21 protein-coding genes, 1 tRNA gene and 1 pseudogene are annotated in these 20,151 nt (G+C 72.5%); 13 read left to right on the forward strand and 10 right to left on the reverse strand.

The annotated features are described in order from the left end of the window. Positions 1-89: 89 nt before the first annotated feature. From HNR73_RS10080 to HNR73_RS40660, 3 genes are read right to left on the reverse strand one after another with little or no spacing between them, the layout of a single operon-like run. Positions 90-665, reverse strand: a complete 576-nt coding sequence (locus tag HNR73_RS10080) for a TetR/AcrR family transcriptional regulator (RefSeq protein WP_184787093.1) — start codon at positions 663-665, stop codon at positions 90-92. 52 nt (positions 666-717) lie between these two features. Then, the gene (locus HNR73_RS10085; RefSeq protein ID WP_184787094.1) at positions 718-1,263 is read right to left on the reverse strand and encodes a phosphotransferase-like protein; all 546 of its coding nucleotides are present in this window, start codon (positions 1,261-1,263) and stop codon (positions 718-720) included. Positions 1,264-1,317: 54 nt separating this feature from the next. Beyond that, positions 1,318-2,520 (reverse strand): ankyrin repeat domain-containing protein, encoded by a 1,203-nt coding sequence (locus HNR73_RS40660; protein ID WP_184787095.1) that lies wholly within the window; start codon positions 2,518-2,520, stop codon positions 1,318-1,320. 794 nt (positions 2,521-3,314) lie between these two features. On the opposite strand from HNR73_RS40660, the gene HNR73_RS39010 reads away from it, so the two are divergent. Further along, positions 3,315-3,998, forward strand: coding sequence for a response regulator transcription factor (locus HNR73_RS39010; RefSeq protein WP_203686148.1), 684 nt, complete (start codon positions 3,315-3,317; stop codon positions 3,996-3,998). 78 nt (positions 3,999-4,076) lie between these two features. Here HNR73_RS39010 and HNR73_RS39015 read toward each other — a convergent pair. Next, a pseudogene (locus HNR73_RS39015) lies at positions 4,077-4,646 on the reverse strand (phosphatase PAP2 family protein); the annotation flags it as partial. 163 nt (positions 4,647-4,809) lie between these two features. Between HNR73_RS39015 and HNR73_RS10100 the strand changes: the two are divergent. From HNR73_RS10100 to HNR73_RS10115, 4 genes are all read left to right on the forward strand, one after another. Further along, the gene (locus HNR73_RS10100) at positions 4,810-6,036 is read left to right on the forward strand and encodes a Gfo/Idh/MocA family protein (RefSeq protein WP_184787097.1); all 1,227 of its coding nucleotides are present in this window, start codon (positions 4,810-4,812) and stop codon (positions 6,034-6,036) included. Between the two features lie 53 nt (positions 6,037-6,089). Next, positions 6,090-8,963 carry a hypothetical protein gene (locus HNR73_RS10105; protein WP_184787098.1) on the forward strand — a complete coding sequence of 958 codons (2,874 nt, stop codon included), beginning with the start codon at positions 6,090-6,092 and terminating at the stop codon, positions 8,961-8,963. A gap of 113 nt (positions 8,964-9,076) precedes the next feature. Further along, complete coding sequence (locus HNR73_RS10110; protein ID WP_184787099.1) at positions 9,077-10,105, forward strand: sugar phosphate isomerase/epimerase family protein; 1,029 nt, start codon at positions 9,077-9,079, stop codon at positions 10,103-10,105. A 9-nt stretch (positions 10,106-10,114) separates the two neighbouring features. Then, complete coding sequence (locus HNR73_RS10115; protein WP_184787100.1) at positions 10,115-11,017, forward strand: ThuA domain-containing protein; 903 nt, start codon at positions 10,115-10,117, stop codon at positions 11,015-11,017. Here the strand turns inward: HNR73_RS10115 and HNR73_RS10120 are convergent. Beyond that, entirely contained in the window at positions 11,005-11,289 is a 285-nt protein-coding gene (locus HNR73_RS10120) for a hypothetical protein (RefSeq protein ID WP_184787101.1), read from the reverse strand. The genes HNR73_RS10115 and HNR73_RS10120 overlap by 13 nt on opposite strands. 161 nt (positions 11,290-11,450) lie before the next feature. Between HNR73_RS10120 and HNR73_RS10125 the strand changes: the two genes are divergently transcribed. After that, a tRNA-Asn gene (locus HNR73_RS10125) sits at positions 11,451-11,523 on the forward strand. A gap of 53 nt (positions 11,524-11,576) precedes the next feature. Here HNR73_RS10125 and HNR73_RS10130 read toward each other — a convergent pair. After that, positions 11,577-12,038: a nuclear transport factor 2 family protein gene (locus HNR73_RS10130; RefSeq protein ID WP_203686150.1), complete on the reverse strand. Its 462-nt coding sequence runs from the start codon at positions 12,036-12,038 to the stop codon at positions 11,577-11,579. Positions 12,039-12,075: 37 nt separating this feature from the next. Here HNR73_RS10130 and HNR73_RS10135 point away from each other — a divergent pair, with 37 nt between their 5' ends. From HNR73_RS10135 to HNR73_RS10145, 3 genes are all read left to right on the forward strand, one after another. Then, positions 12,076-12,486, forward strand: a complete 411-nt coding sequence (locus HNR73_RS10135) for a GNAT family N-acetyltransferase (RefSeq protein WP_184787102.1) — start codon at positions 12,076-12,078, stop codon at positions 12,484-12,486. A gap of 115 nt (positions 12,487-12,601) precedes the next feature. Then, positions 12,602-12,805 carry a hypothetical protein gene (locus HNR73_RS10140; protein ID WP_184787103.1) on the forward strand — a complete coding sequence of 68 codons (204 nt, stop codon included), beginning with the start codon at positions 12,602-12,604 and terminating at the stop codon, positions 12,803-12,805. Positions 12,806-12,834: 29 nt separating this feature from the next. Beyond that, on the forward strand, positions 12,835-13,797 hold the full coding sequence (locus tag HNR73_RS10145; RefSeq protein ID WP_184787104.1) for a DUF389 domain-containing protein: 963 nt from the start codon (positions 12,835-12,837) through the stop codon (positions 13,795-13,797). Here HNR73_RS10145 and HNR73_RS10150 read toward each other — a convergent pair. Then, entirely contained in the window at positions 13,787-14,194 is a 408-nt protein-coding gene (locus tag HNR73_RS10150; RefSeq protein WP_184787105.1) for a RidA family protein, read from the reverse strand. The two genes, HNR73_RS10145 and HNR73_RS10150, sit on opposite strands and share 11 nt — an antisense overlap. 41 nt (positions 14,195-14,235) lie before the next feature. Between HNR73_RS10150 and HNR73_RS10155 the strand changes: the two genes are divergently transcribed. Together HNR73_RS10155 and HNR73_RS10160 are read left to right on the forward strand one after the other, a co-directional pair. Beyond that, complete coding sequence (locus HNR73_RS10155) at positions 14,236-15,459, forward strand: alanine racemase (protein ID WP_184787106.1); 1,224 nt, start codon at positions 14,236-14,238, stop codon at positions 15,457-15,459. Next, positions 15,459-17,036 carry an N-acyl-D-amino-acid deacylase family protein gene (locus tag HNR73_RS10160; RefSeq protein WP_184787107.1) on the forward strand — a complete coding sequence of 526 codons (1,578 nt, stop codon included), beginning with the start codon at positions 15,459-15,461 and terminating at the stop codon, positions 17,034-17,036. The genes HNR73_RS10155 and HNR73_RS10160 overlap by 1 nt, the downstream gene beginning before the upstream one ends. Here HNR73_RS10160 and HNR73_RS10165 read toward each other — a convergent pair. Both HNR73_RS10165 and HNR73_RS39680 read right to left on the reverse strand, forming a co-directional pair. Beyond that, a complete protein-coding gene (locus tag HNR73_RS10165; protein ID WP_184787108.1) occupies positions 17,033-17,569 on the reverse strand; it encodes a hypothetical protein in 537 nt (178 codons plus the stop codon). The two genes, HNR73_RS10160 and HNR73_RS10165, sit on opposite strands and share 4 nt — an antisense overlap. 101 nt (positions 17,570-17,670) lie before the next feature. After that, positions 17,671-18,216, reverse strand: coding sequence for a CGNR zinc finger domain-containing protein (locus tag HNR73_RS39680; protein ID WP_184787109.1), 546 nt, complete (start codon positions 18,214-18,216; stop codon positions 17,671-17,673). A gap of 93 nt (positions 18,217-18,309) precedes the next feature. On the opposite strand from HNR73_RS39680, the gene HNR73_RS10175 reads away from it, so the two are divergent. Together HNR73_RS10175 and HNR73_RS40665 are read left to right on the forward strand one after the other, a co-directional pair. Next, positions 18,310-18,756 carry a VOC family protein gene (locus tag HNR73_RS10175; protein ID WP_239122118.1) on the forward strand — a complete coding sequence of 149 codons (447 nt, stop codon included), beginning with the start codon at positions 18,310-18,312 and terminating at the stop codon, positions 18,754-18,756. 8 nt (positions 18,757-18,764) lie between these two features. Further along, the gene (locus tag HNR73_RS40665) at positions 18,765-19,646 is read left to right on the forward strand and encodes a pyridoxamine 5'-phosphate oxidase family protein (protein ID WP_203686154.1); all 882 of its coding nucleotides are present in this window, start codon (positions 18,765-18,767) and stop codon (positions 19,644-19,646) included. Here the strand turns inward: HNR73_RS40665 and HNR73_RS10185 are convergent. After that, a complete protein-coding gene (locus HNR73_RS10185) occupies positions 19,643-20,101 on the reverse strand; it encodes a winged helix DNA-binding protein (RefSeq protein ID WP_184787110.1) in 459 nt (152 codons plus the stop codon). The genes HNR73_RS40665 and HNR73_RS10185 overlap by 4 nt on opposite strands. Between the last annotated feature and the right edge of the window lie 50 nt (positions 20,102-20,151).

Consider the following 20,151-nt stretch of genomic DNA (forward strand, 5'->3'; position numbering starts at 1 on the left):
CGACGATCGTGCGTCGTGCGGGCGGATGTGACCTTCGAATGGAGCGGGGACTTACCTTCTCGGCGGCGTTCCCGCCGCTCGGACCGTGTTCAGCCGGTTGTCAGGAGTCTGGCGATGTGGCGACCGGCCTGGTCGACGGGTGTGCGGCTGCGGGCCGTGCGGGCGAGCAGGAGGGCGCCTTCGATGAGCGCGAGGACCGTCGCGGCGAGGTCGTCCACGTCGGCGGTGGGGTGGCCGTCGGCGAGCAGCGCCCCGGCGAGGGCGCGTCGCCAGCTCGTGTAGATGCCGTCGCAGACCGCCGCAAGGGCGTCGTTGGAGGCGGCGACCTCCAGTGCGACGGTGGCCACCGGGCAGCCTTTGGCGTAGTCGGCGGCGACCATGCGGTCGGTGAGGGCGCCGAGTAGTCCCATGACGAGGTCGCGGGAGTCGCGCGTCGTCGCGGCCGCCTCGGCGACCATGCCGTCGACCTCGCGCCCGGCGGCGGCCAGGGCCTCGGTGACGAGCTGGTCCTTGCCGCCGGGGAAGTGGTGGTAGATCGAGCCGCGGGGCGCGCCGGAGGTCGCGATGACCTCGTTGAGGCCGGTGCCGTGGTAGCCCTTGGCCTCGATCAGCGCGCGCGTCGCCGTGATCAGCCGTGCTCTCGTCTCATCGCCCTTGGTGGCCATGGGAAGAGAATAGACCGATCGTCATAATCGACGCGGAGCGACCCCGCCGGCGTCAGTAGCGTGAGGCCCGCATGTCGTCGGCCAGGATCCGGTCGACGGTCTCGTCGACGGTCAGATCGCTGGAGTCGAGCCACAGTCCGCGCCTCGGCGTCGTCGCGAAGTCGGCGCGCATCGCGTCGACGGCGGCCGTCAGGTCGGAACCCCAGTCGCGGTAGGAGTTCGACCCGCGTCCGATCTCCCGGCGCACGACCGCCTCCGTGGACGGCCACAGCACCACCAGATGCCGTTCGGCGTCCCGGACGTCGTCCATCCATGTGGACACGTCCTCACCCATGATGATGTCGCTGCACACGAAGTCGACGCCGCCGCCCGCGTAATGCGAGGCCAGCAGAGCCGACCCCGCGTACCGAAGCCGCAGCTCCCGCACCGCCGCCGGATCCGGATCCGGCGTCATGTCGACGTGACCGGACACCACCGCGTGATAGAGGACGTCACCGTCGAAATGCGCCGCCAGGGGTGAGATCCGCCGGGCCAGGGCCGCGGCGACGGTCGACTTCCCGGCGGCCTGGAGACCGGTCACGAGCACAACGCGAGACATGGGGACATGATCGCGACGAGGACGCGGACGGTCGAGCGTTTTTCGCCGCCGCCGTCAGCCCGCGAGCCGGAGTTCGAGCTCGCGGAGCAGGTCCTCGACGTCGACGCGCGTCGTCCCCACCGGCGTCGTCCTCGTCGTGCCGTAAGCCATTTCGACGAGGGCCGAGCGCACCGTCGCCAGCTCCGTCATCGAAGCGCCCACCTCGAACCACGAACCCTGTTCGGCCGCGACGGCGTCGGTGCGCAGCCGCACGGCGAAGGCCCGGGCGTCCGCGGCGGACAGGCCCGTGCGCGTCGCCCACTCGGCGTCACCGAGATCGCCGAGCACGATCGCGACGACGTCGGCGAGGAACCCGAACATCGCCGGATCCCCGTCGATGCGCACGCCCGTCGGGCGCAGGCGCAGCGTGGTCCGTTCGATCACCGCGACCTCGCGGCCGACGACGTCCTCGCCGAGCCGGAAGCGGATATTCTGCAGACCCCACCCGCGGGCGAGCCGCGACGCCGTCGTCCCGTCGGGGCTCACGGCACCGGGGTCGGCACCTGCCAGCAGCAGGACGCCCGCGGCCTTCTTGTGGTCACGCTCGACGGCGTGCATCAACGCCGTACGGCCCATCGCGTCGGCCGCCTCCACGTCCGCCCCGGCGCCCACGAGGACGTCGAGCGCCGCGTGATCACCCCGCCGCGCGGCCAGGACGATGACGGGCGTGCCGTCGGAACGCCGCCGGTCCGGGTCGGCGCCGTGCGCGAGCAGCACCCGCAGCACCGCCGGAGCGGCCGACGCCGTGACCGCGACGACCAAGGCCGCCTCCTCGTCGGGCCCGGACTCGGCGCCCTCGGCGAGCAGGTGGGCCAAGACCTCCAGGCCGCCCGGTGCCGGACGGTGGGTCGGCCGTCCGACCGCTTGGGCCAAGACGCCCGGCTCCGTCGTGAGCGCGCCCCGCTCCAGCAGCAGGCGGACGACGGCGGGCGCCGACGCCGTCACGGCCGCGCGCAACGGCGAGGCCCCGAAGCCACCGACCCGCGTGACACTCGCGCCCGCGTCCAGCAGCCGCCGCGCGATGTCGGCCCGGCCCGCGGACGCGGCCGCCACGAGCACCGACCGCCGCCAGCGCGTCACGAGCACATCCGGGTCGGCGCCTCCGGCGAGCGCGCCCTCGACGGCCGCGTCGTCGCCATCGGCCACGGCCGCGATCAGCCGCCGGTCGGCGTCACCGCCTTCTCGCCCGGCACGCTCCGAGCCCGCCTTCTCCGTCACCCGCCGACCGTATGCCACGCCACCGGCACGTCCCACCCGCTCGCAACCGCGACGTATCGTCGCCACGGTGAACCGACCCGTCGACCTCGCCCGCCTCGGCCCCGTCGCCGTCGGGTTCGCCCTGGTCTTCGCGGCCCTGAGCGTGTGGAGCCCGTGGTGGGCGATCCCGACCGTCCTGCTCGCCTTCGTCGCGGGACGGCTGCCCGGCCTGGCCCGGGCGACCGTGCTCGTCACCGTCGGTGCGCTCGCCGCGGCCGTGACCGCGCTGGCGCTCGAACCGGCGTGGATCCCGCACGGCTTCCGCTTCCTCGCGCTGCTGCTCGCCGAGACGATGGTGCCGTGGTTCGCCGGGCGGTTCCTCGCCGATGCCGGCCGGGAGGGCGCCCGCCTGCCTGAACGCGCGCCCCTCACGACCCCGCCCCACCTCGCCACCGCAGTGCCCGCCGCCGGATCCGGCTCACCATCGCCGCCGCCGTCCTCGTCCCCCTGGTCACCTTCGCCGTCGTCGGTGCGGGACTGCGCGGCTGGGAACTGCTGTCGGCGCGCGGCTCGGTCCTCGACGCCGAGGTCTTCGCGGGCCTGCGCCCAGGCCAGGAACGCGGCGACTTCGCGCACCTTCTGCCCACCACCGAGACACCGGCCCACCCGGAGGCGCCCGAACCACCCGGCACCGCCTGCGAGTACTACGAGATCACCTCCGACCCCTTCGACGACCGCTCCGGCGACGCCTACCGCCTCTGCTTCGCCGGCACCATCCTGCTGTCCGCCGACATCGTCTCCGAGGAGCCCGGCGCATGATCCGCGTCCTGATCGCCGACGACGAACCCATGGTCCGCGCCGGGGTGCGCGCGGTCCTGTCTGCCGGCCACGGCATCGAGATCGTCGCCGAGGCCGCCGACGGCCACACCGCCGTCGAGCTCGCCCGGCGCCACCGGCCCGACGTCGCCGTCCTCGACATCCGCATGCCCGGCACCGACGGGATCGCCGCCGCCACCGAGATCCGCCGCACCCTCCCGGACACCGGCGTGGTCATGCTGACGACCTTCGGCGAGGACGACTACATCCTCCGCGCGCTCGGGGCCGGCGCCACCGGCTTCCTGGTCAAGTCCGGCGACCCCGACGAGCTCATCGCCGGGGTCCGTGCGGTCGCCGACGGCGCCGCCTTCCTGTCACCGAAGGTCGCCGCCAGGGTGGTCGCGCATCTCGCCGCCGGGGGCGACGGGACGCGCGCGACCCGTCGCGCGGACGCCCGCGCGCGGGTCGGCGCGCTGAGCCCCAGGGAACGGGAGGTGCTGTCGTACCTCGGCGCCGGATGGGCCAACGGCCGCATCGCCCGCCGGCTGGGCGTGGTCGAGGGGACGGTGAAGTTCCACGTGAGCGCGATCCTGTCGCGTCTCGGCGTGGAGAACCGGGCCGCCGCGGCCGTCGTCGCCCACGAGGCCGGAATCGTCCCGGCGGAACCGCCGCACGAGCACTGACCCGAACCGCGTCAGCGCCAGATGAGCGGCGACGACGCCACCCGCGCCCAGGACCGCGCCCGCGAGCACGTCGTGCGGGTAGTGCACGCCGACGACCACGCGCAGCACCGCCACCGCCGCCGCGAGCGGAAGCGCGACGGCCGTCAGCCGCGGCCGCAGGATCATCAGCGCGACCGCGACGCCCATCGCGACGGTCGCGTGGTTGCTGGGGAAGGACCAGTCGCCCGGTTCGGGACACTCCGCGATCGCCGAGGCGCCCGGCACCGCCCGGCACGGCCGCTCCTCGTCGACGGCGAGCTTCCAGGCCTCGCTGAGCCCGTAGGCGGCGACGGTCCCGACGCCCGCGACCACGCCCGCCGCCGAGCGGACGTGGTCCCGCCGCCGGACGGCCGCCAGCCACGTGAACGCCGTCCACAGACCGAGCACGGCGAGACAGGTGAGGGTGAGGATCTCCAGTGCGGTGGCCAGGCCGGCGGGCGGGACGTCGGACAGCGCGCGGTACAGCGACGCCGAGGCGCCGTCGGTGACCATCGCGAGTTCGTTCGTGCCGACACCGCCGGGTGACAGCCAGGCGGTGACGGCGACGGCGACGGCGAGCACGGCGACGGCGCCGAGGCCGCGCGCGAGGTGCGTTCTGAGCTGGTTCATGGCGGTGGACGCTATGGACCGCGGCGCCCGCCGGGAATGCCTGAAAGACCAGGCGGGGCCTTGACCTTCGACCAGGCAGGGTGTCGAACGCAGCCGGTCGGAAGCCCGACGAAGACGGTCCGGCGGAGCCTTTCGTCGGTCCGCTCGACTAAGGTGCACCTACATGGGCACCAACGACGACTCCGGACCGCCCGTGACGACGCTGCGCGTCGGCATGATCGGCTACGCGTTCATGGGCCAGGCGCACTCGGCGGCCTGGCGCGACGTGAACCCGGTGTACGCCGACCTGCCGGTCTCGGTCCAGCTGACGGCCCTGTGCGGCCGTAGCACCGAGATGGTCACCGCCGCCGCCCGCCAGTACGGCTGGAGCCGCGCCGAGACCGACTGGCGCGCCGTCGTCGAGGCCGAGGACATCGACATCGTCGACATCAGCACCCCCGGCGACACCCACGCCGAGATCGCCATCGCCGCGTTGCGCGCCGGGAAGCACGTGCTGTGTGAGAAGCCGATGGCCAACACCGTCGAGGAGGCCGAGCGCATGGCGGCCGTCGCCGCGGAGTCACCCGGCCTCGTCGCGATGGTCGGCTTCACCTACCGCCGCGTGCCCGCCGTGACCTTCCTGCGCCACCTCGTCCAAAGTGGACGATTCGGGAGGCTGCGGCACGTCCGCGCCGTCTACCTCCAGGACTGGCTCGCCGACGCCGACGCGCCCTGGACCTGGCGCCTCGACAAGGACAAGGCCGGATCGGGCGCCCTCGGCGACATCGGCGCCCACATCGTCGACATGGCCGCCTACGTCACCGGCCAGCACATCACGCGGCTCGTCGCCGACACCGAGACCTTCGTGACCGAGCGGCCCCTGTCCGACGACGACGGCACCGGCGAGGTCACCGTCGACGACACCGCCTCCTTCCTCGCCCGCCTCGACGGGGGCGCCGTCGCGACCTTCGAGGCCAGCCGCTTCGCCACCGGCCGCAAGAACGGCCTGCGCCTGGAACTCAACGGCAGCAAGGCCTCGGCGGTCTTCGAGCTCGAACGGCCCAACGAGCTGATGTTCTACGAGACCGACGCGCCCGCCGCCGAACAGGGCTTCCGCCGCATCCTCGTCACCGAGAAGACGCACCCCTACTTCGACGTGTGGTGGCCGCCCGGGCACACCATCGGCTACCAGCAGCCGTTCACGCACCAGGCGCACGACTTCATCCGCGCCGTCATCGACGCCACCCCCGCCAGCCCGGACTTCGCCGACGGCCTGCGCGTCCAGCGCGTCCTCGACGCCGTCCAGCGCAGCACCGAGACCGGCGCGTGGGTCGAACTGCCCGCGCCCGAGGCGAAAGGCGCCACGAAACGCAAACCCCGCCGTGGAGTGCTGCGCAGGAAAGGGAAGTAGCCGCTCAAGGTTCCTTCAAGGTTTTCCCCACCCGGCGGCATACCTTGCCTCGCATGGACTCCAGCGACCACGGCCGCGCTCTCACCGACCTCGCCGACGCGATCGGGGCCGCCGGGGCCGGGGACGGTGACCAGGCCGCCGCCGTCCTCGCCGAGACGCTGCGGCGCCACGGCGACGACCCGGAGTTGGCGCGCTCGGCCGAAGAACTCGGCCAGTCCCGGGCCCCGACCGCGCTGGCCGCCGCGTTCCTGCGATCCGCCGCACGGGGCTTCCCGGCCGACGGCGCGCCCACCTCGGCACTGGAGTCCCTGGCGGGCTGGTTCTCCCGCAACGGTGAGTTCGCGGCGGCCGCCGACGTGTGGACGGTGGTCGTCGCCGGACTTCCCGACGCCGACGAGCGGCGGCCGAAAGCCCTGCGAGCGCTCGTGACGAGCCTCGCCGAGGCCGCCGACCGGGACGGGTCCGATGTGGACGCCCGTATCGTCACGGCCGTCGAAGACCTCCTCGCCCGAACCGGCGACCTCGCGCGCTACGCCTTCGCCGAACGCGTCGTCGACGGCCAGATCGCCCGGCTCCTCGCCGCCGACCGCCTCGACGAGGCCATCGGCCACTCGCACCGCCTCCGGGACCGCTACGGCCTGGTGCCCGGCGCCGACCCCGGCGACGCCGCCATCCTCCACGACCGTCACGCCCACCTTCTCGGCCTGGCCGCGCGTCCTGAGGAGTCGTTCGCCGCTTCCGAACGCGCGATCGCGCTCGCCGAGTCGGTGCGGCCGTACCCCTTCCCGCGGCTGCCCGGGCTGCTGCGCTTCCACTCGAACCGCCTGCTGACCCTCGGCCGCGAAGAGGAGGCCATCGCCGTCGCCTTCGGCGCGGTCGAGGCCGCCGAACACGGTGACAGTCCATTGGAGACGGCCTACTCCCTGAGCGACGCGGCGGCGAAGCTGATCAACGCCGGCCACGCCGAGGCCGCCGACTGGTCACGCCGGGCGGTCGACGCCTGGCTGGAGCTCGACGCCGACGGCGTCGGCGAGGCTCCCGCCGACCTCGCGATCGCGCTGATGAACCAGCGCGTCCTCTGGCTGCGGAACGGGGCCCACCACGAGGCGCGGGAGTGCTCCGAAACGGCGGTGCGCCGGCTGGAGAGAGCCGTCCACGGCGACACCTCCCTCCGCCCTGCCCTGGGCAAGGCGCTGACCGCCCACTGCGCCGACCTGGAAATCCTGGACGAGACCACGCGCATGGAGTGTCACGCCGCCGAGGCCGTGAACCTGTACACCGAGCTCGACGCCCGCGCCGAGCTGGCCGGAGCGCTCGACCTGCACGCCCGCGCGCTGTGGGCCGAAGGCCGCGCCAGCGAGGCACTGGCACGGTCCACGCGCGCCCAGGCCCTCTACACCGAGCTTCTGGCGTCCGACCGCGAACGCCTCCGGCGGACCGCGGCCGAGTCCCTGGCCCGCCATGCCACCCTCCTGGACGGCACCGGTCGCGCGACCGAGGCCGTCGCCTGCTCCGCCGAGGCCGTGCGGCTGCTCGACCGGGACGACGTCGACTGGTGGTCGCGCGCCTTCACGCACGCCGAACACGCCGGACGCCTGCTCGGCCTGGGGCGCGCCGAGGAGGGCATGACGCACTCCCTGCGCGCCCTCGCGATCGGCGAAGAGCACGCCGCCGACGGCGACCCCGACGCGGGCCATGTTCTGCTCGGCCTCCTCACCGACCTCGCGCGCGACCTGGTCGCGCACACCGCCGACGGGCTCGGCCACTCGGCGCGGACGGTGGCCTTCGCGGTCGATCTCGCCGCCACCGACCCGGCCGTCTACGGCGGACTCGCCACCCGCGCCATCGAGAACCACGCCGCCTTCCTGTCCGACGACGACCGGCCCGGCGAAGCGCTCGACCATGTGCGGCGCGCCATCGCGCTGTGCACCGAACTCGTCGACGCCGACCGTTCCCGGCACCTCGGACGCCTCGCCGAACTGCGCGACACCGAGGTCCACCACCTCGGCCTCGCCGGACGCCGCCCGGAGGCCGCGGCGGCCGCCGAGGAGGCACTGCGCACCTGGCGCGAGGCCGTCGCGCTGGCCCCCGGCCTGCGTCAGACGGCCGCCCGTGCCATCGCCTGGATCGCCTGGACACGCGGTGAACTCGGTGATCCGGCCCGCGCCGCCACGATCGCCGAGGAGGCCCTCCGGCTCGCCGAGGACCTCACCGGCGGCCCGGAACTCGCTCCCGAGATCGTCACCCTCCACCGCGACCTCGCCAGGCTCCGGCTCCTGGCCGGGGACCGGGCGGGGGCCGTCGGGCCCGCCCTCGACTCCGTCGCGCTCGCGCGCGCCACCAATGACCTCCAGCTGCGCGAATCGCTGTCGGCGTTCGTCCAGGTCCTCGTCGAGAACGGCCGCGCCGCCGAGGCCGTCGAGCCGGCGGCCGAATGCCTCACCCTGTCGCGCGGGCTCGGCGGCCCGCACGACCTCGCCAACGCGATCGACGCCTACGCCGAGACCCTCGCCGAGACCGGACGGCACGCCGAGGCCCTGGTGAGCGCGGCCGAGGCCGTCCCCATGTGGGAGGAACTCGGCGCGACCACCGATCTCGCCTGGTCGCTGTCACAGCGCGCGAAGTGGCTCGCCGCGATGGGTGTGGCACCTGAGGAGCCCCTGGCCATGTCGGCGCGGGCCGTCACCCTCCTGCGGGACGCCCACGCCGAGGATCCCGACCTGCGCGAAGACCTCGCTCACGCGCTGACCGAGCACGCCCGGCGACTGGCGGCGGCGGGCGAGTACGGCGAGGCACGAGCCGCGGCCACCGCGGCCGTGGGGCACTGGCGCGCCCTCTCCGCCGAGCTGCCCGCCCCGTACGAACCGGGGCTGCGGGCCGCGCTGAACGTGGCGGCGGGGGTGGGGGCGGGCGAAGAGTCCGCATAGGCCGGTGGCCGGTATCCACGCCAAGATCCCCCGTTCACTTACACCCCGGAAGGTCTAGGCTCGTCGCGAAACCAACGCACCCTGATCCGCACCCCACCCCGTCAGGAGCCGACGTGACCGACCTCCCCGCCCAGCGCCGACCCGTCACCCTCTTCACCGGCCAGTGGGCCGACCTGCCTTTCGCCGAGGTGTGCCGCCTGGCCTCCGAATGGGGCTACGACGGCCTGGAGATCTGCTGCTGGGGCGACCACTTCGACGTCGTGAAGGCACTGGAGAGCGACTCCTACATCGCCGAGAAGCGCGACCTTCTCGAAAAGCACGGCCTCGGCGTGTGGGCGATCTCCAACCACCTCACCGGACAGGCCGTCTGCGACCACCCCATCGACGACCGGCACAAGTCGATCCTGCACCCCGAGGTCTACGGCGACGGCGACCCCGAAGGCGTCCGGACTCGTGCCGCCGAACGGATGCAGGCCACCGCCCACGCGGCCGCCGCCCTCGGCGTGTCCACAGTGGTCGGTTTTACCGGCTCACCGATCTGGCATTACGTCGCGATGTTCCCGCCGGTGCCGGAGGAGACGATCGAGGCCGGATACCGCGAGTTCGCCGACCGCTGGAACCCCATCCTCGACGCCTTCGACGACGCCGGCGTCCGCTTCGCCCACGAGGTGCATCCCAGCGAGATCGCCTACGACTACTACTCGACGGTCAAGACCCTCGACGCGATCGGCCGCCGACCGGCCTTCGGCCTCAACTGGGACCCGTCGCACATGGTCTGGCAGGACCTCGATCCCGCCGGTTTCATCCTCGACTTCCCCGACCGCATCTACCACGTCGACTGCAAGGACACCCGCGTCCGCGTCGGCGACGGCAGGCGCGGACGCCTGTCCTCGCACCTGTCGTGGGGCGACCCGCGCAGGGGCTGGGACTTCGTGTCGACCGGCCGCGGCGACGTGCCGTGGGAGGACTGTTTCCGCGCCCTCAACTCCATCGGATACGACGGCCCGATCTCCATCGAATGGGAGGACGCGGGCATGGACCGCCTCCACGGCGCGCCCGAGGCCCTCGACTTCGTCCGCGACCTCAACGCGATCACGCCTCCGGCGGCGTCCTTCGACGCGGCCTTCTCCGCAGACCGGTAGGTTGACGCCATGGCTCGACGGGCGGCGGCGACACTCACGGCGGCACTCCTGACGGTGTTCGCCGTCGCCGGACCGGCCGGTCCGGCGACGGCGGAGGAACCGCCGGTGTTCTCCGTGCTGATGTTCACGCCGCCCGACGGGGACGCCGCTGTCGAGAAGGCCGAACAGGCCATGGGGATCATGGGCCGCGCCTACGGCGTGCGCGTCGACATCACCCACGACCCGGCCGCGATGAACGCCGGCCGCCTCGCCTCCTACCAGGCGGTCCTGTGGGCAGGCGTGACCGGCGACGTCGTCGACGAGGCCGGGCAGGCCGCGCTGACCGCCTACGTCGAAGGCGGCGGCGGTTTCGTCGCGGCGAGCGCGGCGACCGTCAACGCCGAACCCGACTGGGCCTGGTACGCCGAGACCGTCGCGCCGAGGGTGATCGCCGACACCGGCGGCGCCGAGAAGAAGGACGTGACGCTGGTCGCCGAGCACCCGGCGGCGAAGGACGCGTCGACGAACTGGGACATGAACGACCGCTGGTACGCGCCGGTGGTGGATCCGGCCGACATCGACGGGACGACCGACATCGCCTCCTACCAGAGCGGCGAGGTCACCGTCACGACCGCGTGGGCGCGCGACGCCGGGAGCGGCCGGGTGATGGTCACGTCGATGGGCAACGACTACGACGCCTGGGGCGAGGGCGACTTCGTGAAGATGATCCGGGGCGGACTGTGGTGGGCGAGCGGCACCGGCGCGCCCGTGCTGGTCCGGGCCGAGATGGCCGCGCCGTCGTGGCCCTATGTCGTGTCCTTCGTGCTGTGGGTCGGCGCGATCGTCGTCGGCGGCGTGATCGCCGTCTCGCGGACGGCGACCCGGGACCGGGACGAACCGGTGCCCGTGTCGCCCGCGGGTCAGAAGCCCTGAGGCAGGTGGTCGGGGGTCTCGAAGCGGGCCGGCTTGTACTCTTCGCTCTCACCGAGGACCGCCGCGCCGACCTTCGTGCGGGACAGGGCGTCCTTGCCCTTCCCGGCGATCCGGCCGACCTGCGCCTGCACGAGTCCGGCCGCGCTCTGCACGGTGGGGTTCTCGCGGACACGCTTGGCCGCCCGCAGAAGCTGCTCGTAGCGCTCCCGTCCGGCCTTGGTGCCTAGCACGTAGCCGACCGCGAACCCCGCCACGAACGCCATTTTGCGCATGGGTCACCCCTTTCGTCGAAGCCACTGACTCATAGGGTGCCCATTTTGCCGGGGATCATGCGTCTTGGCAGGAAGAGGGCCCGATCGGGTGGCGGGATATCCGGTTGGATGGGGCCGTCGGGGGTGCTGTACTCTATGTCAGGCGCCGCAAGCGGCGCCGATCCCTGTTAGCTCAATTGGCAGAGCAGCCGGCTGTTAACCGGCAGGTTGATGGTTCGAGTCCATCACAGGGAGCAGCGAGGCGAAGGCCCCCGACCCGTGTCGAGGGCCTCATTTTTTTGCCCGGATCAGGATCGCAGAACGTCGAGGACGGCCGCCGTGTCGAGGTAGAAGGGCCGGATCTCACTGATGCGGCCCTCGTCGAAGGTGAACCACTGCATCACCCACGTGTCCAGCTCCCGGCCGGTCGCGCGGGAGCGCAGGACGCCGCGGCTGCGCGCGACGGCGACGGGGCCGTCGGCGGCCAGATACTGCTCGGTGAACGCCAGCGAGGACCATGCCGCGCTCATCGCCGACATGAACGCCTCGATGCCTTCCGGCCCGCTCCAGCGGCCGCCGTAGGGGAGTGCTTCGGCCTGATGCATGACGACGTTCGGGTGCAGGTGCTCGGCCATCCCGTCGAAGGAGGCATTGCCGGGACCGCCGGCGGTCAGGTAGTCGGCCTCGGCGGCGAAGAAGGCGCGCAGGGCGCGCAGTGAGTCGGTCATGGAGTGGTGAACACCGTCGGCGGCCACGCGGTTGCGATCCACGTGCGCTCGCCCGGCCGCCCATGGCAACGTGACGCGCATGCGAGTCGACCTCTTCGAGCCCGGGCGTGACCTCGCCGCCGTCCTCGCCATGTGCGCCGCCGAGGGCTGGCCGGGCTGGTCGGACCCCGGCCGCGTCCGCCGCGCGCTCGGTGCCGCCGGGTGCCTCGCGCTCGTCGCCCTCGACGGGGAGGAGACCGTCGGCTTCGCCCAGATCCTCACCGACGGCGTCCTCACCTCGTACCTCGCGCTGCTGGTCACGGCCGCGACGCACCGGCGGCGAGGCGTCGCGCGGGCACTCGCCGACGAGGCTTTCGCGCGTACCGGCGTCGGGCGCATGGACCTGCTCGCCGACGAGGACGCGCACGGTTTCTACCGGTCGATGGCCCATCGGCGGCTGCCCGGATTCCGGGTCTTCGACGGTTACCGGGGCGGGCATCTCGAAGCCTGAACGCCCGACTGTCGGATCAAGGACAAAACGGAGCCCGCTCGGCCGACCCGTCACAAAATCAATCGCCGAACGCTGTAACACCCCAACCACCCCCCGACGCTGCAATATTTGAACCATGGAGCAGCAGGACAAGGGGGATTCGATGGCGGAGGAACTGCGACTGCTCATCCGCGACGCGGAGGCGGCGCTGATGGCGCACGCCCCCGACCCCTTCAGCGGCCGGTGTCCCACCTGCCGCATCGCCGGTCCGTGCACCGAGTACGAACCGGCCGCCAACCGCCTGGGAGAGCTGCGCGACCAGCGCGACCATCACGTCTGAGGCGGCCGCCGTCCCGTACGGTGGCAACCGTGCTGCACCTGCGAATCATCACCCCCGACGACCGCACCGAGGTCGTCACCGAGCTGCTGACCGAGCACCCGGCCGTCACCAACCTCGTGGTCCTCCCCGGTGCCGCGCGCAGCCCCGCCGGCGACGTCGTCCTGTGCGACGTCGCGCGCGAGGCCGCCAACGAGATCCTCGAAGGCCTCGACGAACTCGGCATCGACCACGACGGCTCCATCGCCGTCGAACGCGTCGACCTGGCCATCTCCGACCGCGCCGAGAACGCCAAGGAACTCGCGCCCGGCCATGGCGACGACGCCGTCGTGTGGGAGGAGTTCGGCCGCCGCGTCGACGACAGCAGCCTGCTCACCTGGTCTTTCGTGGCCTTCCTGGCCATCGCCGTGCAGATCGCCGCGATCGGCATCCTCGTCGACTCGCCGATCCTCATCGTCGGCGCCATGGTCCTCGGCCCGGAGTTCGGGCCCATCGCCGCGATCTGCTTCGGGCTGCTGCGCCGCAGACCCGGCCTCATCTGGTGCTCGATCAAGACCCTGGTCATCGGTTTCGCGGTGGCGATCGCGATCACCTGGCTGTGCGCCTTCGTGTCCTACAAGATCGGCTGGATCGACGGGACCTGGCTCGACGGCGTCGGCCGCGAGACCCAGTTCATCGTCAAACCTGACCGCTGGTCCTTCATCGTCGCGCTGCTCGCCGGTGCCGCCGGGATGCTGTCGATGACCTCCGACAAGTCCACGGCCCTCGTCGGCGTCTTCATCTCCGTCACGACCGTCCCCGCCGCCGGGTACATCGCCGTCGCCCTCGCCGTGGCGCACTGGGCGGAGGTGACGCCCTCGCTGGTGCAGCTGGGCGTCAACCTCGGCGGGATGATCGTCGCCGGGCTGGCGACGCTGATCGTGCTGCGGGTGGTGTGGGGCCGCGCGCGGCTGCGGGAGCGGATCTCGCGGCGGACGGTCCGGCCTAGCCGGTGACGACGGCCAGCGCGTCGATCTCGACCAGCATCTCCTCGCGCGGCAGGCCCGTCATGACCGTCGTGCGGCACGGCAGGACGCCCGAGGGGACACGCGCGGAGACGAACTCGCCGTATGCGTCGTTCATCGCCGCGAAGTCGTCGCGGGTCGTGAGGTAGACGCGCAGCATGATCACGTCGTCGAGGCTCGCGCCCCCGGCCTGGAGGATCGCCTCGACGTTGGCCAGCGTGCGCAGGGTCTGCGCCTTGACGTCGCCGGGGTGGAGGTACTCGCCGGTGGCGGGGTCGACGGGGCCCTGCCCGGAGACCTGGAGGAGCGGGCCCTTGCGGACACCCTGTGAGAAGGTGTGCGCGGGGGCGGGGGCGGCATCGGTACGGATCGCGGTCTTGTCGGCCATGCGGGTAACTTACATCTCTCGTGATCATTGAGGAGGCGGCGATGCGCGAGCAGGCCCGGCTGGACGGACGTGCGCTCGACGCCGCCCGTGGCGAACGGCTCGACTGGCGTTTCAAGGCCCTGCCGCCGAGCGCGCACGGGAGCACCCTCGACGAGTGGCTGGCCACCGGCCCGCGCCTGTCCGATCTCGGCACTCCGCTGATGACGCTCGACGCCGACGCCCTGGCGCACAACATCTCCGCGATGGCCGACTGGTGCGCCTCGGCCGGGGTGGCGCACGCGCCGCACGGCAAGACCACGATGGCGCCGGCGCTGTGGAAGCGGCAGTTCGACGCCGGCGCGGTCGCGATCTCGCTGGCCACCGTCCCGCAGCTGCGGGTGGCGCGCGCCTTCGGCGTCTCCAGCGTCCTGCTCGCCAACGAACTGTCCGACCCGGCGGCGCTGGACTGGCTGGCCGGATGGGCGGCCGAAGGCGCCGAGATCCGCTGCCTCGTCGACTCCGTCGCGGGAGTGTCCCTTATGGACGACGCCCTGCGCGACTCGGCCGGACCGCTCGACGTGTGCGTCGAACTGGGCGCCCCCGGAGCCCGCGCCGGGGCCCGCGGACTCGATGCCGCGAGGGAGGTCGCCGAAGCCGTGCAGCGTTCGTCGCGACTGCGGCTGGCCGGCGTCAGTGGCTGGGACGGCGGCGTCGCCCACGACGCGACCCCCGGCGACCTCGCGAAGGTCGACGCCCTGCTCGCCGAACTCCGTTCGCTGCACGAGAGCCTGAAGTACGAGACCGACGTGCCCGTCGTGACCGCGGGCGGCAGCGCCTACTTCGACCAGGTCGCCGAGAACCTCGCCGACCTCGACGACGCCCGGGTGGTCGTGCGCGCGGGCTCCTACATCACCCACGACGACGGCACCTACGTCGAACTGAGCCCCGGGCTGCGCGGCCGTTCCGGTCCCGTCCCGCGCCCGGCCCTGCGCGCCTTCGGGCGCGTCATCTCGCGCCCCGAAACGGATCTGGCGATCCTCGACATCGGCCGCCGCGACGTGCCCTTCGACGCCGGGCTGCCCGTCCCGCTCGACCTGCCGGGCGCCTCGATCGTGCAGCTCAACGACCAGCACGCCTTCCTCACCGGCGAGATCGACGGCGTCGCGGTCGGCGACAAGGTCCGGCTCGGGATCTCCCACCCGTGCACGGCCTTCGACAAGTGGAACCTCATCCCCGTCTGCGACGCCGAAGGCACCGTGGTCGACGCGATCCGGACGTACTTCTGATGGGCGGCCTCGTCGTCCGCCGGGCGTCCATCGTGGACGGTACCGGCGCGCCCGCCTTTGACGGCGACGTGCGCGTCCACGACGGCCGGATCGCCGAGATCGGGCGGCCCGGCGAGCTCGACGGCCCGGGTATCGACGCCGCCGGACTGGTGCTGTCGCCGGGATTCGTGGACATGCACTCCCACTCCGAGGCGCGGCTGACCGACCCCGCCTTCACCGCGAAGTCGCGGCAGGGCGTCACCTGTGAGGTCGTCGGTCAGGACGGCCTGTCCTTCGCGCCCCTCGACGAGTCCACATCGGAGGGTGTGCGCGGGCTGATCACCGGCTGGCACGGCGTGGACGTACCGGCCTGGCCGAGCGTCGGCGCCTACCTCGACCACTTCGACACCGGCTCGCGCGCCAACGTCTGTTACCTCGTTCCGCACGGCAACATCCGCGCCATGGCGCTCGGCTTCGGCGCCCGCGCGGCCACCCCCGCCGAGCTCGACACGATGCGCCGGCTGCTCGCCGAAGGCATGCGGCAGGGCGCCTTCGGCATGTCGACGGGCCTGACCTACGTGCCAGGGATGTACGCCGACGCCGGGGAACTGACCGCGCTGTGCCAGACGGTCGCGTCCTTCGGCGGCTTCCACGACACTCACCACCGCTCGTACGGGGCCGGGGCCCTCGCGGCCTACGAGGAGATGATCGAGATCTCCCGCCGTTCCGGCTGCCCGCTGCACCTGGCGCACGCCACGATGAACTTCCCGCCGAACCGCGGCCGTGGGCCGGATCTGCTGGCGCTGCTCGACGCCGCGCTCGACTCCGGACTGGACCTGACCTTCGACACCTACCCCTATCTCGCCGGGTCGACGACCCTGGCGGCGCTGCTGCCGAGCTGGTCGGCGTCCGGCGGGCCGACGGCGATCCTGGAACGTCTCGGCGACGCGGGTCTGCGCGAGAAGATCGCCCATGACCTTGAGGTGACCGGATCCGACGGCTGCCACGGCGTCCCCGTCGACTGGGACACCGTCGAGATCGCCGGCGTCGCCGACGACGGCCAGTCCTGGGCCGTCGGGCGCACCATCGCCGCCCTCGCCGCCGAGCGGAACCGGCCGCCCTTCGAGGTCTTCGCCGGGCTCCTGCGCGACGACCGGCTCGGCACGACGATCCGGCAGCACGTCGGCGACGAGGACAACGTCCGCGCGATCATGCGCCACCGCGCGCACACCGCCGGGAGCGACGGGCTCTACCCCGGCGCGAAACCGCATCCACGTGCCTTCGGGACCTTCCCGCGCTACCTCGGGCACTACGTCCGCGAACTCCGCGTACTGTCCCTTGAGGACTGTGTCGCCCATCTGAGCGGCCGGGCCGCGCGCCGTCTCGGCCTGCGCGACCGCGGGCTCGTGCGCACCGGATACGCCGCAGACCTGGTCCTCTTCGATCCGGAAACGGTCGCCGACACCGCCACCTACGACGATCCCTTCGGTGCCCCCGAAGGGATCCGCCACGTCTTCGTCAACGGTGTCGCGGTACTCGCCGACGGTGAGGACACCGACGCGCTGCCCGGCCGGGCCCTGCGGCACCTGTCGCGCTAGAGCGCCGGTGCCGGGGTGATCTCGCCCCAGACGGGTTCACCCTCGAACAGGTAGCAGGGCGAGGTCACCGAGACCGTCAGCTCCCGCCAGTCGGTGAAGGCCGAGAAGCCGTCTCCGGCGTCGGAGGCCTCGGTATCGGCCATCCCGGTGTAGGAGTCGAAGTCGATCTCGGCCTGCCAGCCCAGCTCGCCCCAGCGTTCGTAGAGGGCGATGATGTGGTCGTTCTGCGCCGAGACCCCCGGCGTGTAGCGGTATCCGGTGACGACGACGTAGCGGTCCTTGGGCGGCACCTCGAAGTTGGGGGCGTCGCAGAAGCCGGTGTGCGCGACGAGGGCGTCCATCGGCAGGTCCAGTTCCGCGGTGGCCGTGTCGAGGCGGACGACCAGCCGGGCGGCGACCTCCGCCGGATCGGCGGTGGCGATGGGCTCCTCGGTCTTCCCGCCCCTGCTCATCACGCCGATGCAGCAGATCACGACGATGATCGGGGTGACCACCGCGGCGGTGACGTTGACGGCACCGGATCTCGTGGACATCGCGCCTCCCTTCGCCGGCGGCCCCGGGTGGGAGCCGTCCGGTTCCATGGAAACGCGCGAGGACGGGGACTGGTCCCCGTGCCACCGGCGGCTTTCGGGTCCTAGCCCTCCTTCGTCCGTTGGTAGTGGCGGGCGGCGCGGACCTTGTTGCCGCACTTGTTGGAGCACCATTCGCGGCGGGGATGGTCTTTGACGAACAGCAGGACGCAGCCGGGCCGTCCGCAGAGGCGCACGCGTCCGCCCTCCTCGCCGGCGAAGAGTGAGACGGCGTTCTCGGCGACTTCGGCGAGGGCGGCGGTGACGCCGGCGGTCTCGCGGTGCCGTTCGGCGCGCGGCGGGCCGGTGGGACGCAACTCGGTCCAATGCGGGGCGGCGCGGGCGGCGCGGTTGACGGTGGCGATCTCGGCGGAGTCCGGGGCCGCACCGTCCTCAAGGGACCGCGCGAGGCCGCGGATGGCGTCCCGCAGGGCGCGGGCGGCGGTGAGGTCCCCGTCCCCGACATCGGAGTGGCCGCCCGGCAGGCGGGGGGAGAGGCGCGCCAGCCACGCGGTCAGGTCCTCGCGGGTGCGCAGGCCGTCCTGCACGACTCCGCGCACGGCGTAGGTCGTGTTGGCCAGCTCGATCGCCAGGGGAAGTGCTCCGGTCACGGTCTAACGGTAGCCCGCCCTTGCATCCGTGAGAAGTGCGTGGCAGGATTCTCATGGATAGATGAGCCACTAGCCATGAGAATGGACGTGATCGTGAACGCCCTCAAAACCGGGCACGTCGGCCTGAACGTCACCGATCTGACCCGCTCGATCGCCTTCTACCAAAAGGTCCTCGACCTGACCGTCTTCGCCGAGCGCGACGCCGACGGCCGCCGCTACGCCATGCTGGGCCGCGACAGGACGCTCATGCTGACGCTCTGGCAGCAGAGCAGCGGAGAGTTCGCCACCGACCGCCCCGGCCTGCACCACCTCTCCTTCGAGGTGCCCGACCGGGCCGCCGTCGAGCGCGCCGAGGAGATCCTGCGCGACCTGGGCGCGACCCTCGTCCACGACGGGATCGTCCGCCACGGCGAACAGGGCACCTCGGGCGGCGTGTTCTTCACCGACCCCGACGGCGTGCGGCTGGAGATCTTCGCGCCCGAGGTCGGCGGTGAAGCCCCCGCCCCGACGGGCAGCGCCCCCACCTGCGGGTTCTTCTAGGGGGAGCGGTGATCCACGAAGGTGAGGTCGCGGTGCAGCGCCGGGCGGGCGTGCGCGCGCCGAAGATGGGCTCGGCCCGCGTCGGCGCCGACATCCCGCCGGTGGCCGCCGATTTCCTGTCGGAGCAGCCGATGATCGTCGTCGGCGCGGCCGACGACGCGGGTGCGCTCTGGGCGAGCGCGCTGTACGGGTGGCCGGGTTTCGTGACGGCGCCCGACGACCGGACCGTCGTGATCGAGGCCGTGCCGGACGAGGCCGATCCGCTCGCCGGGCTCTTCGAGCGCGAACGCGATCTCGGGATGATCGCGATCGAGCCGCAGACCCGGCGGCGGATGCGGATCAACGGGCGGGCGGTGCGCGACGGCGAGCGGCTCGTGGTGCACACACAGCAGGTCTATTCGAACTGCCCCAAGTACATCCAGGGTCGCCGGAGCACCGGTCTCTACCTGGCGGAGGAGGGCGCGGCCGTGCGCGGGACCGGGCTCTCGGCGGAGCAGGCCGGTCTCATCGCGCGGGCCGACACCTTCTTCATCGCCACGGCCGCGGCGGGCCAGGGCGCCGACGTGTCCCATCGCGGTGGGGCACCGGGATTCGTGGCGGTGGAGGGGGACCGGCGGCTGTCCTTTCCCGACTACCAGGGCAATTCGATGTACATGACCCTGGGCAACCTGGAACTCGACGCCCGCTGCGGTCTGCTGTTCTGGGACTTCGAGGGCGGCCGTGCCCTGCACGTCACCGGCGACGCCCGCACCGACTGGGATCCCGAACGCGCGGCGAGCGTGCCGGGCGCGAAGCGGATGGTCGACGTGGACGTCACCGGGGTCGTGGAGATCGTCGGCGGTCAGCGTCTGCGCTGGGAGTTCGAGGAACCGTCGAAGTTCAACCCCTAGCGCTCGGGGTAGACGGCCTCGCCGCCGGCGTTGGCGATGATCCGCCGCAGGGTCTTCACTACGAGTAGATAGTCCTCATCGGACACTCCCTTGTGGAGTTCGCCGCGCACGCTCCCGGCCACTTCGCCGATCCGGGCGTGCGCGGCCCTTCCCGCGCCGGTCAGGGTCAGGCGTCCGGCGTCGCTCTGCACCAGCCAGCCACGGCTGCGGGCCTCCTCGACGGCGTAGGGGATCGTCGAGTCGTCTGCGGTGATGTCCCGCAGTTTGGCCGCCAGCGCGTCCCGGTCCATCCCGCCGGCGGCCTCGGTGTGGGACAGCACCCACCACAGCGGCTGGGTCACGTCGAGTTCGGCGAATTTTCCGCGAACATGGGCCGCCACGGCCCGGTGCGTCTGCGCGGACCAGAAGCCGATGGGCTGGGCGAGGAGCCGCGCGTCGGTCTCGGTGTCGATCATGACCTTGACGCTAGAGCCTCAACGACGCTTGAGGTCAAGCCTCTCGGGGC

Source organism: Phytomonospora endophytica, from assembly GCF_014202425.1.
Classification (GTDB): Bacteria; Actinomycetota; Actinomycetes; order Mycobacteriales; family Micromonosporaceae; genus Phytomonospora; species Phytomonospora endophytica.

What these genes read in the sequence shown, in the direction of transcription:
- HNR73_RS10080 (WP_184787093.1), bottom strand. Translation starts at nt 665, where the DNA reads ATGGCCACCAAGGGCGATGAGACGAGAGCACGGCTGATCACGGCGACG.
- HNR73_RS10085 (WP_184787094.1), bottom strand. Translation starts at nt 1,263, where the DNA reads ATGTCTCGCGTTGTGCTCGTGACCGGTCTCCAGGCCGCCGGGAAGTCG.
- HNR73_RS39010 (WP_203686148.1), top strand. Translation starts at nt 3,315, where the DNA reads ATGATCCGCGTCCTGATCGCCGACGACGAACCCATGGTCCGCGCCGGG.
- HNR73_RS10100 (WP_184787097.1), top strand. Translation starts at nt 4,810, where the DNA reads ATGGGCACCAACGACGACTCCGGACCGCCCGTGACGACGCTGCGCGTC.
- HNR73_RS10105 (WP_184787098.1), top strand. Translation starts at nt 6,090, where the DNA reads ATGGACTCCAGCGACCACGGCCGCGCTCTCACCGACCTCGCCGACGCG.
- HNR73_RS10115 (WP_184787100.1), top strand. Translation starts at nt 10,115, where the DNA reads ATGGCTCGACGGGCGGCGGCGACACTCACGGCGGCACTCCTGACGGTG.
- HNR73_RS10120 (WP_184787101.1), bottom strand. Translation starts at nt 11,289, where the DNA reads ATGCGCAAAATGGCGTTCGTGGCGGGGTTCGCGGTCGGCTACGTGCTA.
- HNR73_RS10135 (WP_184787102.1), top strand. Translation starts at nt 12,076, where the DNA reads ATGCGAGTCGACCTCTTCGAGCCCGGGCGTGACCTCGCCGCCGTCCTC.
- HNR73_RS10140 (WP_184787103.1), top strand. Translation starts at nt 12,602, where the DNA reads ATGGAGCAGCAGGACAAGGGGGATTCGATGGCGGAGGAACTGCGACTG.
- HNR73_RS10150 (WP_184787105.1), bottom strand. Translation starts at nt 14,194, where the DNA reads ATGGCCGACAAGACCGCGATCCGTACCGATGCCGCCCCCGCCCCCGCG.
- HNR73_RS10155 (WP_184787106.1), top strand. Translation starts at nt 14,236, where the DNA reads ATGCGCGAGCAGGCCCGGCTGGACGGACGTGCGCTCGACGCCGCCCGT.
- HNR73_RS10160 (WP_184787107.1), top strand. Translation starts at nt 15,459, where the DNA reads ATGGGCGGCCTCGTCGTCCGCCGGGCGTCCATCGTGGACGGTACCGGC.
- HNR73_RS10165 (WP_184787108.1), bottom strand. Translation starts at nt 17,569, where the DNA reads ATGTCCACGAGATCCGGTGCCGTCAACGTCACCGCCGCGGTGGTCACC.
- HNR73_RS10185 (WP_184787110.1), bottom strand. Translation starts at nt 20,101, where the DNA reads ATGATCGACACCGAGACCGACGCGCGGCTCCTCGCCCAGCCCATCGGC.